The organism is Azospirillum sp. A26 (assembly GCF_042604635.1).
Taxonomy (GTDB): Bacteria; Pseudomonadota; Alphaproteobacteria; order Azospirillales; family Azospirillaceae; genus Azospirillum; species Azospirillum palustre.
This window is the reverse complement of record NZ_CP170472.1, coordinates 2,137,020-2,152,649: the sequence shown is the minus strand read 5'-3', so window position 1 is coordinate 2,152,649 and position 15,630 is coordinate 2,137,020. Positions and strand designations below refer to the sequence as shown.

At 67.5% G+C, this 15,630-nt stretch carries 15 protein-coding genes and 2 tRNA genes; 6 read left to right on the top strand and 11 right to left on the bottom strand.

What is annotated here, in order from left to right:
- Window positions 1–150: 150 nt before the first annotated feature.
- Window positions 151–792, bottom strand: a complete 642-nt coding sequence (gene msrA, locus ABNQ39_RS10765) for a peptide-methionine (S)-S-oxide reductase MsrA (RefSeq protein ID WP_109448555.1) — start codon at window positions 790–792, stop codon at window positions 151–153.
- A 168-nt stretch (window positions 793–960) separates the two neighbouring features.
- Between msrA and ABNQ39_RS10760 the strand changes: the two genes are divergently transcribed.
- A complete protein-coding gene (locus tag ABNQ39_RS10760; RefSeq protein WP_376957614.1) occupies window positions 961–1,422 on the top strand; it encodes a hypothetical protein in 462 nt (153 codons plus the stop codon).
- Between the two features lie 9 nt (window positions 1,423–1,431).
- Here ABNQ39_RS10760 and ABNQ39_RS10755 read toward each other — a convergent pair whose 3' ends face one another.
- The 7 genes from ABNQ39_RS10755 to ABNQ39_RS10725 all read right to left on the bottom strand — a co-directional run bounded on the left by ABNQ39_RS10755 (window position 1,432) and on the right by ABNQ39_RS10725 (window position 8,325).
- Window positions 1,432–2,277: a TrmH family RNA methyltransferase gene (locus ABNQ39_RS10755; protein ID WP_376957612.1), complete on the bottom strand. Its 846-nt coding sequence runs from the start codon at window positions 2,275–2,277 to the stop codon at window positions 1,432–1,434.
- 48 nt (window positions 2,278–2,325) lie between these two features.
- Complete coding sequence (locus tag ABNQ39_RS10750; RefSeq protein WP_085090362.1) at window positions 2,326–2,904, bottom strand: YqaA family protein; 579 nt, start codon at window positions 2,902–2,904, stop codon at window positions 2,326–2,328.
- A 144-nt stretch (window positions 2,905–3,048) separates the two neighbouring features.
- Window positions 3,049–3,627 carry a YgjV family protein gene (locus tag ABNQ39_RS10745; protein WP_376957609.1) on the bottom strand — a complete coding sequence of 193 codons (579 nt, stop codon included), beginning with the start codon at window positions 3,625–3,627 and terminating at the stop codon, window positions 3,049–3,051.
- A 286-nt stretch (window positions 3,628–3,913) separates the two neighbouring features.
- Window positions 3,914–4,297 (bottom strand): winged helix-turn-helix domain-containing protein, encoded by a 384-nt coding sequence (locus ABNQ39_RS10740; RefSeq protein ID WP_376957607.1) that lies wholly within the window; start codon window positions 4,295–4,297, stop codon window positions 3,914–3,916.
- Between the two features lie 160 nt (window positions 4,298–4,457).
- Complete coding sequence (locus ABNQ39_RS10735) at window positions 4,458–5,468, bottom strand: glucokinase (RefSeq protein ID WP_376957605.1); 1,011 nt, start codon at window positions 5,466–5,468, stop codon at window positions 4,458–4,460.
- A gap of 38 nt (window positions 5,469–5,506) precedes the next feature.
- The gene (gene otsA / locus ABNQ39_RS10730; protein ID WP_098738939.1) at window positions 5,507–6,916 is read right to left on the bottom strand and encodes an alpha,alpha-trehalose-phosphate synthase (UDP-forming); all 1,410 of its coding nucleotides are present in this window, start codon (window positions 6,914–6,916) and stop codon (window positions 5,507–5,509) included.
- 467 nt (window positions 6,917–7,383) lie between these two features.
- The gene (locus tag ABNQ39_RS10725; RefSeq protein ID WP_376957603.1) at window positions 7,384–8,325 is read right to left on the bottom strand and encodes an N-formylglutamate amidohydrolase; all 942 of its coding nucleotides are present in this window, start codon (window positions 8,323–8,325) and stop codon (window positions 7,384–7,386) included.
- Window positions 8,326–8,534: 209 nt separating this feature from the next.
- Here ABNQ39_RS10725 and ABNQ39_RS10720 point away from each other — a divergent pair.
- Window positions 8,535–8,609, top strand: a tRNA-Val gene (locus ABNQ39_RS10720).
- Between the two features lie 182 nt (window positions 8,610–8,791).
- A complete protein-coding gene (locus tag ABNQ39_RS10715) occupies window positions 8,792–9,643 on the top strand; it encodes a transporter substrate-binding domain-containing protein (RefSeq protein WP_376957601.1) in 852 nt (283 codons plus the stop codon).
- 164 nt (window positions 9,644–9,807) lie between these two features.
- On the opposite strand, the gene ABNQ39_RS10710 is transcribed toward ABNQ39_RS10715, so the two are convergent.
- A tRNA-Ala gene (locus ABNQ39_RS10710) sits at window positions 9,808–9,883 on the bottom strand.
- A 149-nt stretch (window positions 9,884–10,032) separates the two neighbouring features.
- Window positions 10,033–10,422 (bottom strand): TIGR02300 family protein, encoded by a 390-nt coding sequence (locus ABNQ39_RS10705; protein ID WP_098738942.1) that lies wholly within the window; start codon window positions 10,420–10,422, stop codon window positions 10,033–10,035.
- A 419-nt stretch (window positions 10,423–10,841) separates the two neighbouring features.
- On the opposite strand from ABNQ39_RS10705, the gene aroA reads away from it, so the two are divergent.
- From aroA to rpsA, 3 genes are all read left to right on the top strand, one after another.
- A complete protein-coding gene (gene aroA / locus ABNQ39_RS10700) occupies window positions 10,842–12,191 on the top strand; it encodes a 3-phosphoshikimate 1-carboxyvinyltransferase (RefSeq protein ID WP_376957599.1) in 1,350 nt (449 codons plus the stop codon).
- A gap of 46 nt (window positions 12,192–12,237) precedes the next feature.
- The gene (cmk, locus tag ABNQ39_RS10695) at window positions 12,238–12,894 is read left to right on the top strand and encodes a (d)CMP kinase (protein ID WP_376959777.1); all 657 of its coding nucleotides are present in this window, start codon (window positions 12,238–12,240) and stop codon (window positions 12,892–12,894) included.
- Between the two features lie 190 nt (window positions 12,895–13,084).
- Window positions 13,085–14,791, top strand: coding sequence for a 30S ribosomal protein S1 (gene rpsA, locus ABNQ39_RS10690; RefSeq protein WP_376957597.1), 1,707 nt, complete (start codon window positions 13,085–13,087; stop codon window positions 14,789–14,791).
- Window positions 14,792–14,910: 119 nt separating this feature from the next.
- Here rpsA and ABNQ39_RS10685 read toward each other — a convergent pair whose 3' ends face one another.
- Window positions 14,911–15,366 (bottom strand): PRC-barrel domain-containing protein, encoded by a 456-nt coding sequence (locus tag ABNQ39_RS10685; RefSeq protein ID WP_376957595.1) that lies wholly within the window; start codon window positions 15,364–15,366, stop codon window positions 14,911–14,913.
- Window positions 15,367–15,630: the final 264 nt, after the last annotated feature.

The window sequence follows — 15,630 nt, the reverse complement described above, 5'->3', positions numbered from 1 at the left end:
AATCGCAGCTGGACGGGCGGCGCTCCCGCGGGATGATGCCGCCGGAGCTTTCAAGAGCCGCCCGAACCATACCCGCAAGGGCCGGTGTGGCGCAACCGCAAGGGCTAAGCCCGTCAGGGACACCGCACCCCGGCGTTTACCCGTGTTTCATCAGGCCGCACAGGTGACGCCGGTGCCGCCAAGCCCGCAATAGCCGTTGGGATTCTTGGCGAGATACTGCTGGTGGTAGCCTTCCGCGAAGTAGAAGGGCGGAGCCTCGCGGATCTCCGTGGTGATCGGGCCGTAGCCGGCCTGGGCCAGCCGCTCCTGATAGGCCGCCAGAGTCGCTTCCGCCGCCGCCTGCTGGGCGGGGCTGTGGGTGTAGACGGCAGACCGGTACTGGGTGCCGACGTCGTTGCCCTGGCGCATGCCCTGTGTCGGATCGTGCGACTCCCAGAAGACGCGCAGCAGATCCTCCGCCTTCACCATCGCCGGGTCGTAGACGACGCGCACCGCCTCGGTATGGCCGGTGCGGCCGGAGCAGACCTCTTCATAGGTCGGGTTCGGGGTATGGCCGCCCTGATAGCCGACGGCGGTCACCCAGACGCCGGGAACCTGCCAGAACTTGCGCTCCGCTCCCCAGAAGCAGCCGAGTCCGAGGTCGATGACCTCCAGCCCCGGCGGATAGGGGCCGGTCAGGCGATGGCCGTTGACATGGTGCTGTTCGGGAACCGGAACGGGTTGGCTGCGGCCGGGCAGCGCCTCCTCCGGCGTCGGCAGCGTCGCCGGCTTGCGCAGAAAATGCCCCAGCATGGTCGGGTCTCCCATCATGACGATCCGTTGGAGGGACCTCTTATGTCGTGTGGCGGCCGGGCTGCGGCAAGGTGGCGCCAGGGGGAGTCGGCCCGCCGGTGAACCTTCGGGCTGTTTCGCGCGTTTGAGCTTGTGACCTGCTGGGAACTTGAAAAAAGGAGAGCCATCATGGCCAGCACCACCGACGAACGCCTGATCCAATCCCTCATCGACCATGGCCGCCGCAACGGCAACCGGCTGAGTGCCGAGGCGTTGGGCGGCATCCTGCCCGTCGACACGATGACGCCGGAGGAAACCGCCGCGGTGATCGAGCGGGTCGAGGCGGCCGGGGTCGAGGTTGAGCTGGACGATTCCCGCCTGATGCAGGGCCGGCCCAATCCGGCGCTGGCCCGGCAGGCCGGCGACTATCACCGTGGTGACGGCGTTGTCGACATGGCGAACCCGGCCGCCCCGGCGGTGTCGGCCCCCGGTGCGGTGCCGTCGCGCCATGGCTGGGCCGACGACATCGCGAACGGCCACGCCGGCGGCCATCATGCCGCCGTCCCCAGCTGGACGCGCAACGGCGTGGAACTGCTGCCGCTGGCGTCCGTCGCCCTGGTGGCGGTTGTGCTGATCGCGGCGCTCGGCTGAAGGCAGCCCTTACCCGGCGGTCAGGGCATGGATGAGGATGGCGGCGGTGGCGGCGACGTTCAACGATTGGACGCGGCCGCTGCCGGGGATGGTCAGCACCGCCTCGCAGGCTGCCAGCGTGGCCGGCGGAATGCCGTCCTCCTCATTGCCCAGCACGACCGCCGGCGGCTTTGCCCCCTGCTTGCCGCGCCATCCCGTCAGCGCGCCGGCATCGACCGTCGGCCGGGTCTGGTCCAGCGCCGTCCCGAACACCCGGTGGCTGGCGCGCAGCCGCTTCAGCACGGCCGGCAGGGCGGGGGCGCGCTCCAGCACCACCCATTCGAACCCGCCCTCCGCCACGCGATAGGCGGCTTCGGACGGCAATGCTTGGCCGGAATGGTCGGAGACCAGGACGCGGGGCAGGCCGAAGAAGGCGGCGGTGCGCAGGATGGCGCCCAGATTGTGCGGGTTGCCGACCCCATCCAGGATGAGCAGCGGCTCCGTCGCCCGGCGCGCGGCCTCGGTGTCGAACAGCGGCAGTGTCCGCGGCGCCATCAGCGCCACCACGCCGCCGTGCAGAACCGTGCCGGCGACTTTCGCCAGTTCCTCCGCCTCCACCATGCGGTAGGGCTTGCGGGCCGCCGCCATCGCCTTGCAGAAGGCACCGACCGCCGGTTTCAGCCGCTCGTCGAAGAACAGGCGCTCCACCCGCTCCGGCTCATGGGTGAACAGCGCGGACACGGCGGCCAGCCCGGCCACGCGGAACAGCTTGCGCGATTCGGTGGGTTCCGGGGCTGACGGTGCGGACGAGATGGCGGGGGCGGCGGTCCGGGAACGGGCGCGGCTGGGATGGGGCGGGCGCCCGCGCGGAGGCATGAAGGTCCTGTCTGTCTGGAAAGAGGCGGCCTGGAAGAAGGTGGCGGCTTACAGCAGCTTCACCACCAGGAAGCCGCCGATCAGCGCCACCGCGAACACGCTGGTGACGAGGGTGAGCCGCTTTTCGATGAAGGCACGGATCGGCGGGCCGAAGAAATACAGCAGCGCCGCCACCAGATAGAAGCGGATCGACCGCGAGATGATCGAGGCGCCGATGAACACCCACAGCGGCAGATGGGCCACGCCGGCTGTGATGGTCAGCAGCTTGTAGGGGATGGGCGTCATGCCCTTGATGATCAGGATCTCCGCCCCGTACTCGACGAAGGTGTGGCGCAGCTGCTCGAACTTGTCGGTCAGATGATAGAACTCGATCACCCAGCGGCCGATCGTCTCGTAGAGGAAATAGCCGATCATGTAGCCGGCGATGCCGCCGACCACCGAGGCCAGCGTGCAGATCGTCGCCAGCTTCCACGCCGCCTTGCGGTTGGCGATGACCATCGGCACCAGCAGCAGGTCCGGCGGCAGCGGGAAGAAGGAGCTTTCGGCAAAGGACACCCCGGCCAGCCAGGCGGTTGAATCCTTCGACGCGGCCTTGGCCATGGTCCAGTCGTAAAGACGCTTCAGCATGAATGGGCCGTCCTTCGTCGCTGCCGTTGCGGTGCACGAGGCCTCTTTTAGGCGCGACGGTGCCGGTGCGCCAGTGCCCAATTCGACCGCCCCCGGACAGGGAGAACCCGTCCGGAGGCGTTAGCCCGTTCCAGTGAAGCCGGTTCAGGCGGCGGCAGCGCCGGAGGGCAGCGCATTGGCATTTGCGGCGGGCGCCGCCGCCGGAGCCTCGTCCTTGCGCAGCGCGCCGCGCAGGCGCAGCAGGTTGGCGGCGGCACAGAAGGCGTCCGACGCCATGGCGAAGGGCGACATCACCAGCGCGTTGTGGCTGACCCAGAACCCACCGGCGACCAGTAGGAGAATGCGCATGCGCACGGCGTCCGACTGCCAGCGGGCCAGCGTGGAGAAGGTGATGCCCAGGCTGGACAGCGCCGACGGCAGGCCGGACCAGGTGAACAGCGCGATGGCGGCGACGCCCGGCACCGTCGCCGCGAAAATCGCGGTCTGCCATCGGCTGCGCCCTTCCGGCAGCGCCGCCAGCGCCTGCGCCACCACCAGGAGGCAAAGCGCCGCGGCGGTGTGCGCGCCCAGCAACATATAGTGGGTGATGAACATCAGGTTGGTGGCGGCCTGCCCGGCCAGCAGGGCACGGCGCTTCTTCATCAGCGGCCACAGGCACGAACCGGCGAAAGCGGCGGCACCGAAGGCGTCGGCAGCCGTGACGGGCAGGGGGAGGGACAGCATGGCGGGGGATCGGCTCGGGCAAAGGCACGGCGGTGCGGCGCCGCGGCTGCGGCCCGTCCGGATGCCGGATGAGGTCGGGGAAACGGGTTGTTGCCGTACGGTCACGCTGGCGCCGAGCTGCAACAGAGCCATATGTACGGTGCACCGTCCCGCCGCACCATCGGGCTTCCGGTTGCCCAGGGCTGCACTGCGCGCATGGAAGAAAAAACGGACGTCAGTGCTTTGGCAGGTTTCGGCCGTGACTTGCCGTGGCCACGACGATGACTTGACCGGCAACCAGGGCGGGTCAGCCGGCCGGCGGCTTCGTCCCGGGCGCGGTCCCATCCGCAGCGTCCTCTTTCAGCACCTCGTCCAGCCAGCGCAGATGCGGCTCGGCGGCCTTGCGCGCCTCCTCCTGGGTCTGGCGATAGCGGGCGACCACCTCCTGGCCCAGCGGGGTCAGGCCGGCGCCGCCGCCCTCACGCCCGCCGACGCTGGTGCGGATCACCGGTTCGCGGAAGGCGGTGTTCATCGTCTCCACCAGGAACCAGGCGCGGCGGAAGGTCATGTCCAGCGACCGCGCGGCGGCGGAGATCGAGCCGGTGCGGTCGATGGCTTCCAGCAGGGCGATCTTGCCGGGGCCGATGGCGCCCGACGGATGCAGGAAACGGACACGAAGGTCGGCAGGCATGGTGTTCCGATGCAAATCCGAAAGAGAGGGGAACAACCATGTGGAGGGTGACCCGCCTGTTCAAGCGACAAGTCGGGCAATAGGGGGAACCACCGATGGGATGCGCAATCGGCCGCACCCCCGGATGGCTTTCCAGTGCAGCTCCCCCGCCGTCGCGGAGTTACTCGGCCCCGGCTGCCTCGGCGAGGCCCAGGAAGGCGGGAAGCTCGTGGGTGATGACGTAGGTGGGAATGGGCGCCAGGAAGTCGCGCATCCGGCCCTTTTCCATGAAGCGCTTGCGGAAGCGGGAGTGGGTGAACAGCGTGCCCAGCTTCGGCACGATGCCGCCGGCGATGTAGATGCCGCCGCGTGCCCCCAGCGTCAAAGCGAGGTTGCCGGCGACGGTGCCCAGCATGGCGCAGAACATCTCCACCGCCTCGACGCAATGGGTCTCGCTGCCGTTCAGGGCGTTGTCGGCCACCTGCGCAGGGGTGAGGGCGGCCGGCTCCCGCCCGTCCAGGATCGACAGCGCGCCGTAGAGGTTGACGAGGCCGGGGCCGGACAGCACCCGCTCGGCCGAGACATGCTCGAAGCTCTTGCGCAGTTGGCCGAGCACGGCGCTCTCGCGGTCGCTGATCGGCGCCATGGTGACATGGCCACCCTCGCCCGACAGGGCGGTCCAACGGTTGTTGGCGCCCGGCACCAGGCCGGACACGCCCAGCCCGCTGCCCGGTCCCAGCACGCCGACGACTGCACCCGCCTGCGGCGCGCCCTCGCCGATCTGGCGGCGGTCCTCTTCGGCCAGACGCGGCACCGACAGGGCGACGGCGGTGAAATCGTTGATGACGACCAGCCCGTCCAGCCCCAGCGCGTCCCGCACCCGGTTGACGGAGAACTGCCAGACCAGGTTGGTCATGGCGATGCGGTCGCCGGTGACCGGCCCGGCCACCGCAAAGGCCCCGCGCCGCGGCCGGCCGGGGGTACCGACTGCCGCCAGCCCGACCGCCGTCAGATAGGCGGTGGCCGCATCCTCGATCGAGGCGTAATCGGCACAGCGCAGCACGCGGGTGTCGCGGACGATGCGGCCGTCGATCAGGCCGAAGCGGGCATTGGTGCCGCCGATGTCAGCGACCAGGATGGGAGCGGCGTTACCGGCGGTGCCGGGAATGGCGGGGGAGAGGTCGGCGGCCATGGATCCGGATCTGCGCTGTTGGTGGGCCGAGCGGATGCTCAGGTGACCGGAAAGTCATACGGTGCCCGCGTCAATGCGTCTACATAGCTTTCGCGCCACCAGTTGATGTCCTGCCGCCGCAGGGTCTGCATCAGGGCGGCGTGGCGCTCCTTGCGCTCGCCCAGCGGCATGGTCAGCGCCCGTTGCAGCGCGTCGCCGACGCCCTCGATGTCGAACGGGTTGACGATCAGCGCCTCGCCCATCTCATGGGCGGCACCGGCGAACTGGGACAGCACCAGCACGCCCGGATTGTCGGCGTCCTGGCAGGCGACATACTCCTTAGCGACGAGGTTCATGCCGTCGCGCAATGGCGTGACTAGCCCGACATTGGCCAGCCGGTAGAAACCCGCCAGGACACGCTGGCCGAAGCTGCGGTTCAGATAGCGGATCGGCTGCCAATCGAACTCGGCGAATCGGCCGTTGATGCGGCCGGCCATCTCCGACAATTCGCGTCGGATGGCGATATATTCCGGCACATCCTCGCGGCTTGGCGGGGCGACCTGGAGGAAGGAGACGCGGTTGCAATGCTCCGGGTAGCTTTCCAGAAGCTGTTCGAAGGCGGCGAAGCGCTGCGGCAGGCCTTTGGAATAGTCGAGCCGGTCGACGCCGATGATCAGCCGGCGCCCCACCAGGCTTTCGCGCAGCCGTTCGGCTTGGCGCGAGCGACCGGCGGTGCGGGCCAGGCTTTCCAGTGCCGGTGTGTCGATGCTGATGGGGAACACCTTCGCCATCAGGGTGCGGCCGAAGGCGCGGATCATCGCCGTCCCGTAGGCGCCGCGCTGCTCCACCGTGCCGTCGGTCTCGGTGCGGATGTAATCGCAGAAGCCGCGCAGGTCGGTGGCAGTGTGAAAGCCGACCAGATCGTAAGCGCACAGCTCGCGGATCAGGTCGCGGTGGTTGGGCAGGGCGGTCAGCAGCTCCGGCGGCGGAAAGGGCGTGTGCAGGAAGAAGCCCATGCGTTGCGAACAGCCGCGACGGCGCAACTCGTCGCCGAAGGGGATCAGGTGGTAGTCGTGGACCCAGACCATGTCGTCCGGGCGCAGCAGCGGCTCCAGCTTGTCGGCGAAATAGGCGTTGACCCTGGAATAGCCCTCGCGCGTGCGACGGTTCACCGAGATCAGGCCCAGGCGGTAGTGGAACAGCGGCCATAAGGTCTGGTTGGCGAAACCGTTGTAATATTCCTCATGATCGCGGCGCCCCAGATCCAGCGTGGCATAGGTCAGCTTGCCGGCTTCGGTCTTGGTCGGCTCCGCCTGGGACTCGCCGTCGACGACCGTTCCGCTCCACCCGAACCAGATGCCCCCGGTTTTCTTCAAGGCTGCCAGGATGGCGACAGCGAGACCGCCTGCGGCCTGCTTGCCCTCTTCCATAAGGGCGACCCGGTTGGATACGACGACGAGCCTGCTCACGATCTTCTTCTCCTTATTGGCCGCCGGCAGGGCGTTCCGCAGTCCGCAACTTCAGGGCCGCCCTGGCGGACACCCGGTATTGGACCACTGCGAAACGACAAAGGGCGGCCTTGGTTCCGAACCCCCGCCGTCACGCTCACGATAGCGGTCCGAAGGTACGGCACCCTTTGTCCTTTAGGGCAGTCAGTTTCACGAAAGGTCATGCTGCAGTGCAGCAAATTCGGCTGGGCCCTATCCGGTTCGCGGTATCTCCTGTCTCGATTAACGTGATGTAATGAATGAGAAATTCTTTTTGGTCTTGAAGCCGGGACGCCACGCGCTCATATTGTGCAGTGCGGCAACGGTCGCGCCTCGGCGTGGACGTTGGCGTAACGCACTTCTTGGGCGTTTCCTCCCTAGACTGAAGGCCGCGGGTTCGCCCGCGGCCCTTTTTTTGGCCTGACGGCCGGTTGGATGAGGCGGGAGGGTCAGCGCGGACCAAGCCCGTCGGGCGGCAGCAGGCCCAGCGTGTCGACCAGTTCGGTCATGTGGCGGGCCAGGGTGCCCAGATAGGGCAGGCGGGTCAGCGCCGCCTCGTCCATGTAGAGGTCGCGGGCGATTTCGATCTGAAGCGTGTGGATGCCCTGGCGCGGCCGGCCGTAATGGCGGGTGGTGTAGCCGCCGGCATAGGGGTTGTTGCGGTTGACCGCATAGCCTAGCCCGCGCAGGTAATCCTCCGCTGCGTCGATCACCGCCGGGGCGCAGGCATTGCCGAAACAGTCGCCCAACACGATGTCGGGGTGGGTGCCGCCGCGCCCGCCTCCCCGCCCACCTGTGGTGACGCTGCCCGACGGCATGGAATGGCAGTCGATCAGCAGGACATGGCCGAAGGCGTCGCGGGTGCCGTCCACCAGTTGGCGCAGCGCGTTGTGGTAAGGGGTGTAGCAGCGGCTGACGCGGTCCAGCGCCTCGGCGAAGCGCAGCTTGCCCTTGTAGATGTCCTCGCCGTTGGCGACCACACGGGCGATGGTGCCCAGCCCCGCAGCCACCCGGGGGGAGCGGGTGTTGACATAGGCCGGCAGCGGATCGGCGAACATCTCCGGGTCCAGCTCGTAGGCCTCGCGGTTGACGTCCAGATAGGCGCGCGGGAACAGGGCGCGGATCAGTGGCACGCCGAAGCCTGGAGCGAAGGCGAAGATCTCGTCGACGAAGCAATCCTCCGACTTGCGCAGCGCCCGGGCATCCAGGCGGGACGAGGCGAGGAACTCTGCGGAATACGCGTTGCCGCTGTGCGGCGACGCCAGCACGAGCGGCAGCCTCTGGCTTTGCGGGGCCAGAATTTCGAAGGCCGGGGCGTTGGGCAGCGGAGCGCTGGCGGCCGGGTCGGCACCGGCACCAGCGCCGCGTTGCGCGTCGAAGGAGGCGTCCATGATCGAATGATGTAATGGACGCCGGCCCCGGTGTCACGGAACCTCTGTTACGGAACCATCTGTGATGGGGCTGGGCGCCGTCCTGCCGCCGGCGGATAAAAAAAGCGGATGGGCGGTACGAAAGGGCTTGCGTGTCGGCAAGGAGGTCGGTATACACCCGCCCACGCCGGACGGACGACGCCAAGCGCTTCTCCGCCGGTCGCTACAGTGGGCGGTTAGCTCAGCGGGAGAGCACTACGTTGACATCGTAGGGGTCACTGGTTCAATCCCAGTACCGCCCACCATTCTGAAGGCCGCGAACCGGAACGGGTTCGCGGCCTTCGCCGTTTTGGGGCTGCTATTGGCGCTGCCGCACCTCTTCGGCGGCTGCATATCTGAACTCTGTCCGTCCGGACCGCAGCCCCTCGCCACAATCCTCCCTGCGCCGTACCATCCGGTCGGCAAACAAAGCATCGGGAGGATCTTTATGCCTGTCCATACCCTGCGCCGCAGCGGCCGGAGCCTTGCCGCAGCCGTCGGCGCGGTGCTGGTCTGTGCCGTCACCGCCCTGTCGTCCGCCGGTGCGTTGGCGCAAACCGCTCCGTCGGCATCGGCCGCGTCACAGCCGGCTGAAAGCTCGCGTCTGGATGCCGTTCTGTCGGCCGGTACGCTGCGCGTCGGCACCACCGGCGACTACAAGCCCTTCACCTACCTGAACCCGCAGACCCAGAAGTTCGAGGGCATGGACATCGACCTCGCCGATGCGATGGGCAAGGCGCTGGGCGTGAAGGTGGAGTTCGTGAAGACCAGCTGGAGCACTCTGCTGCCCGACCTGCTGGCGGACAAGTACGACATCGCCGTCGGCGGCGTCTCCGTTACGATGGAGCGGCAGAAGAAGGCGCTGTTCTCCGATCCGCTGATGCGCGACGGCAAGACGCCGATCACCCGCTGCGAGAACAAGGACCGCTTCCAGACCGTCGCCGACATCGACAAGCCCGGCGTCCGCCTGATCGTCAACCCCGGCGGCACCAACGAGAAGTTCGCCCGCGCCAACATCCGCACGGCGCAGATCGAGGTCCATCCGGACAACGTCACCATCTTCGACCAGATCGTCGCCGGCAAGGCCGACCTGATGATCACCGATGCGGTGGAGACGCGGCTTCAGCAGAAGCTGCATCCCGAACTGTGCGCCGTCCATCCGGACCAGCCCTTCGACTTCTCCGAAAAGGCCTTCCTGCTGCCGCGCGACATCGTGCTGAAGCTGTGGGTCGACCAGTGGCTGCACCAAGCGGTCGCCACCGGCCAGTATCAGGCGGTGTTCGATCGCTGGCTGAAGTAGCTGGTCCCGGCAACTGGAGATGCCGTTGTGCCATCCGCAGCGCGGCGGCATCTCCATGCGGCCGGATGGAGTTCCGCAACCATGCACCGAACCGGCATTTTATCCGACGCCCGGTGCAAATGCACCAAGGGCCCGGCGATTGCTCGCCGGGCCCTTGATCGATTTGGTGGAGCCAAGGAGGATCGAACTCCTGACCTCTACAATGCCATTGTAGCGCTCTCCCAGCTGAGCTATGGCCCCTTAACTCTGGGGGCCGGTCGTTTCCGTCCGGCCTTTGTGGAGCGGGATAATAGTCAGGCAGCGGAGTGATGCAAGCGGAAAATTCGTCCTTTCGCGCTTTTTTTCCATCACCCCGCCGGCCCTCCCGTCGCCACCGGGAAGGGCGCCGGTCAGCGCTCCTCCTCGTCCTCGCCCTCGACGTCGACGACCTCGTCCATGTCGTCCTCGCCGAGTTCGGACGTGTCCTCGATCAGGACATCGTCCTCGTCCTCGGCGGTGTCGTCGGCTTCTTCGATGTCGTCGACCGACATTTCGTCCTCGGCGTCCTCCAGTTCCGGAGTCTCGGCCTCAGTCTCGACCTCTTCCTCGTCCTCGGCCACGACAGCCACCTTCTTGGTGTCGTCGACCGGGGCCGGACGGGCCTTGCGGGACTTCAGCAGAGCCTCGGGATCGAACTGCGCGCCACAGCTCGGGCAGACCGGCGGGTCCTTGCGCATGTCATAGTAACGAGCGCCACAGCTCGGGCAGATGCGCTTGACGCCCCATTCGGGTTTGGCCACGCCACGTCCTCCGTCACAAAAATCAGGGGGGTTCTCAAGAGGCGCCCTTTGCCACGCCCTGCGGCGCTTGTCAAAAAAAAGATGAGACGAGCCGGCCGCCGCGGCGTCGCAGCGCCGGCGGGAAAGTGGTATCCCGCCCGGGCAGGGGTTGCCTTTACGTAGCGTTAACCATAACTCGCTAGAACGGACCTGCACACCGTGCAACTCCTCCATTTGGTTTCCTCCTTGAACTCGGGGCCGCTTTCGGGCGGCCTCTTTTCATTTGTGCAAGCTGGAGGCTGCCGGGTGGGCGGCCGCGGGACGCTTGGGCGGATGGCACCGGTACAGGTGGCGATTTGGCCCCTCTCGCATCGGGGCGGGGGCTGTGATAGGAACGGCGGCCACAACCGCTTCCCGTTCCGATCCGAAGGACCCGTCCCATGACGCACGCAAGGCCGCTGCGCTCCACCACCACCGGCGCGATCCGGGGCAGCATCCGCGTGCCCGGCGACAAGTCGATTTCGCACCGGTCGCTGATGCTGGGCGCCATCGCCGTGGGCGAGACGGTGATCCACGGCCTGCTGGAGGGCGAGGATGTGCTGCACACCGCAGCTGCCATGCGTCTGCTGGGGGCAGAGGCGGAGCGGAGCGACGACGGCCAGGGGGGCGGTGTCTGGCGCGTGCGCGGCGTCGGGTTGGGTGCGTTGCAGGAGCCGGCTCAGGTTCTCGACATGGGCAACAGCGGCACTGCCGCCCGCCTGTTGATGGGGCTGGTCGCCGGCCATCCGATCACCTGCGTCTTCACCGGCGACGCCTCGCTGAACAAGCGGCCGATGGCCCGCGTCACCAAGCCGCTGGAGGAGATGGGCGCCCGCTTCGTTGGCCGCTCCGGCGGACGCCTGCCGCTGACCGTGGTCGGCAGCGGCGACCTGATTCCGATCACCTACCGCCTGCCGGTGGCCTCCGCCCAGGTGAAGTCGGCGATCCTGCTGGCCGGCCTCAACACCGCCGGCGCCACCACGGTGATCGAGGCGGAGCCGACCCGCGACCACACCGAACTGATGCTGCGCCATTTCGGCGCCACCGTGACCACCGAGCGGCTGGAGGACGGCGCGCTGGCCGTCACCGTCACCGGCCAGCCGGAGCTGACCGGCCGCAGTATCCATGTGCCGGCCGATCCCAGCAGCGCCGCCTTCCCGGCGGTCGCCGCCCTGCTGCGGCCGGGCTCCGAACTGCTGCTGAACGACGTCGGCATGAACCCGCGCCGCACCGGCCTCTACGACACGCTGGTGGAGATGGGGGCCGACATCGCCTTCGAGAACCGTCGCGACCAGGCGGGCGAGCCGGTGGCCGACCTGCGGGTGAAGCACAGCGCCTTGAAGGGAATCGTGGTGCCGGCGGATCGCGCGCCGAGCATGATCGACGAATACCCGGTCCTGGCCGCCGCCGCCGCCTGTGCCGAGGGCACCACGGTGATGCTCGGGCTGAAGGAACTGCGGGTGAAGGAGAGCGACCGCCTCGCCATGGTGGCGGAGGGGCTGACCCGTTGCGGCGTGTCGGTCGAGGTCGGCGCCGACGACAGCCTGACGGTCCATGGCACCGGCAAGCCGCCGAAGGGTGGCGCCACCGTCCTCACCGCCATGGACCACCGCATCGCCATGAGCTTCCTGGTTCTGGGCATGGCGACCGAACAGCCGGTGTCGGTCGACGACGGCGCCTTCATCGACACCAGCTTCCCCGATTTCGTCGGGCTGATGAACGGGCTCGGCGCCGCGATCGTGGAGGCGTGAGGCCATGACGCAGCCGCTTTCCAACCAGGGCGCTCCGGCCGGGACCGTGGTCGTCGCCATCGACGGCCCGGCCGCCAGCGGCAAGGGCACCCTGTCGCAGCGCATCGCCGATGCCTTCGGCTTCGCCCACCTCGACACCGGCGTGCTGTACCGCGCGGTCGGCGTGTCGGTGCTGCGGGCCGGCGGCGATCCCGCCGACAATGCGGCGGCGGCGCATGCGGCCTATGACCTGCACCCCGAACACCCGATCCTGCGGGAGGTGGCCCTGCGCACCGACGAGGCGGCGCAGGCGGCCAGCAAGGTGGCGGCGGTGCCGGAGGTGCGGGCGGCGCTGCTCGACTTCCAGCGGCGCTTCGCGGCCCACCCGCCGGGCGGCGCGCCGGGGGCGGTTCTGGACGGGCGCGACATCGGCACGGTGGTCTGCCCCGATGCCCAGGCCAAACTGTTCATTACCGCTTCGGTGGAGGTCCGGGCCGAACGGCGACTCAAGGAGTTGCAGAGACGGGGGATTCCGGCTATATCCTCCGATGTCCTGGAGGACATGAAGACTCGTGATGCGCGCGACAGCCAGAGAGCGGTGGCCCCGCTCCGTCCGGCTGCCGACGCTTTTGTGCTTGATACGTCCGCTCTCGATGCCGATCAGGTGTTCTCGATGGCGGTCGCCCACATCGGTTCGAAAACCGGTCTGAAGCCCACGGCGTAACGCCGCCGCTTCCGACTTCCGTTGACGGGCCGCCGGTGGCGGCGCGAACGGGTCCGACTCCCTCCAAGGAAAACCATCAACCAAGTCGCCGGGCGTGGTGCCCGGCGCGGCGGTTCGGTCGAGGTCCCACCCGTTTTGCCGCGGGCGGGACCGGAACGGGGCTGCTTTCGCGCCACCTTTAGGAGTTTCAATGGCACAGTCACTGGCCCGCACGGTCGAAAAGGAAAGCTTCGCGTCTCTGCTTGAAGAGTCGCTGGGCGCGGCCGAGTCGCTCGAAGGTACGGTCGTCAAGGGACGCGTCGTCGCCGTCGAGAACGACATGGTCACCATCGACGTCGGTCTGAAGTCGGAAGGCCGCGTCGCGCTGAAGGAATTCGCCGTTGCCGGCCAGCCGCCCGAGCTGAAGGCGGGCGACACCGTCGAGGTCTACCTCGAGCGGATGGAAGACAAGAACGGCGAGGCGATGCTGAGCCGTGAGAAGGCGAAGCGCGAAGAAGCCTGGGCCCTGCTGGAGAAGTCGTTCAACGACCAGACCCGCGTCACCGGCGTCATCTTCGGCCGCGTCAAGGGTGGCTTCACGGTCGACCTGTCGGGCGCCGTTGCCTTCCTGCCGGGCAGCCAGGTCGACATCCGTCCGGTCCGCGACATCTCCCCGCTGCTGGGCACCCCGCAGCCGTTCCAGATCCTGAAGATGGACCGCTCGCGCGGCAACATCGTCGTGTCGCGCCGCGCCGTGCTCGAAGAGAGCCGCGCCGAGGCCCGTTCGGAACTGGTGGCCAACCTCAAGGAAGGCCAGATCCTCCAGGGCGTCGTCAAGAACATCACCGACTACGGTGCGTTCGTCGACCTGGGCGGCGTCGACGGCCTGCTGCACGTCACCGACATCGCGTGGCGCCGCATCAACCATCCGTCGGAAGCCCTGCAGATCGGCCAGACCGTCACGGTCCAGGTCATCCGCTTCAACCCGGAAACCCAGCGCATCAGCCTGGGTATGAAGCAGCTCGAAGCCGACCCGTGGGAAGGCGTCGAGGCCAAGTATCCGGTCGGCGCGAAGTTCAAGGGCCGCGTCACCAACATCACCGACTACGGCGCCTTCGTGGAGCTGGAGCCGGGGATCGAGGGCCTGGTCCACGTTTCGGAAATGTCCTGGACCAAGAAGAACGTCCATCCGGGCAAGATCGTGTCGACTTCGCAGGAAGTCGAGGTCATGGTCCTGGACGTCGATCCGCAGAAGCGCCGCATCAGCCTCGGCCTGAAGCAGTGCCTGGACAACCCGTGGGAGACCTTCACCGACAAGTTCGGTCCCGGCACCGAGCTGGAAGGCGAAGTCAAGAACATCACCGAGTTCGGTCTGTTCGTCGGCCTCCCGGGCGACATCGACGGCATGGTTCACATGTCCGATCTCGACTGGGCCAAGTCGGGTGAAGAGGCGATCGCCGAGTACAAGAAGGGCGACCGCGTCAAGGTCAAGGTTCTCGACGTCGACGTCGAGAAGGAGCGCATCAGCCTCGGCATCAAGCAGCTGGCCAGCGACCCGTTCGAGTCGGCCACCGCCGGCCTGAAGAAGAACGAAGTCGTGACCTGCACCGTGACGCAGGTGACGGACGGCGGCATCGAAGTGACCGTCGGCGAGGGCTACACCGGCTTCATCCGCAAGTCGGATCTGTCCCGCGACCGTTCGGAACAGCGTCCGGACCGTTTCGCCGTCGGCGAGAAGGTCGATGCCAAGGTTACCCAGATCGACCGCGCTTCCCGCCGCATCTCGCTGTCCATCAAGGCCCGCGAGATGGAGGAAGAGAAGCAGGCGATGGCCGAGTTCGGTTCGTCCGACTCGGGCGCCTCGCTGGGCGACATCCTGGGCGCCGCTCTGAAGCGCAAGCAGCAGAACGACGAGTGATCGCCTGACGCCATTCTCTTCGGCGGCAACGTCGGAGAGGGGGCTTAGCGATCTCCCGGTAGGGTAAGAAAAAGGCCGCGTCCCGTTTGGGGCGCGGCCTTTTTCGTTGCTCCATTTTGCTAATGCCGCCGCGGTTCCGGGCTGCGGGTCAGCGATGTGATGCTGTCGTCGTAGCGGAATTCGGGCATGTCGCGGACGCTGGCGGCCGTTACCTCGCGCAGATGGATCGCCTCGGTGCCGGTGCGCAGGTCGGCCAGGGTCAGGTCGGCCGCGATGTTCTTGCCGCCGAAGCCCAGAATGCCGCCGGAATGGATGACGATGTATTGGGCCTCGCCCTTGTCGTTGAGGATCACGTCGGTGACGGTGCCGATCTTCGAACCGTCGGCACCGAGGACACTGCGGTCCATCAACTGGTCGACGCTGGGACCGGTCTTGCGCTCCACCGCCGCACCAACGGCCGGAGTCGAGCCGTTGATGATGACGCTCTGGGCAGCCGCACCCGGCGGAGTCGCCATGCCGACAAGCAGTGTCAGTGCCGGCAATGCGAACCACATCTTGTGGGCGATCTTCAGCATGGGCGCTTCTCCTCCCCCCAAGGATCAATGGGATCGCGCGGGATCCATCTTGGCTCCACCCGCCTTAACCGGCGACGCTTGAAATAGTTGCGGGAAGGCCGCCCTCACCCCTCTTCCGTGTCGATCCACGGGCCGACCGGCGGCGACTCGAGGCCTGCTCCAGTCCGCGCTTTCGAGTCGTCCCTTGGATTCCGCCAATTTGCCGCGAGTCGAAGCGGAGAGAATCGGTGGTGTGTGCAATGGGGCACAGGTAACAAGATGTTG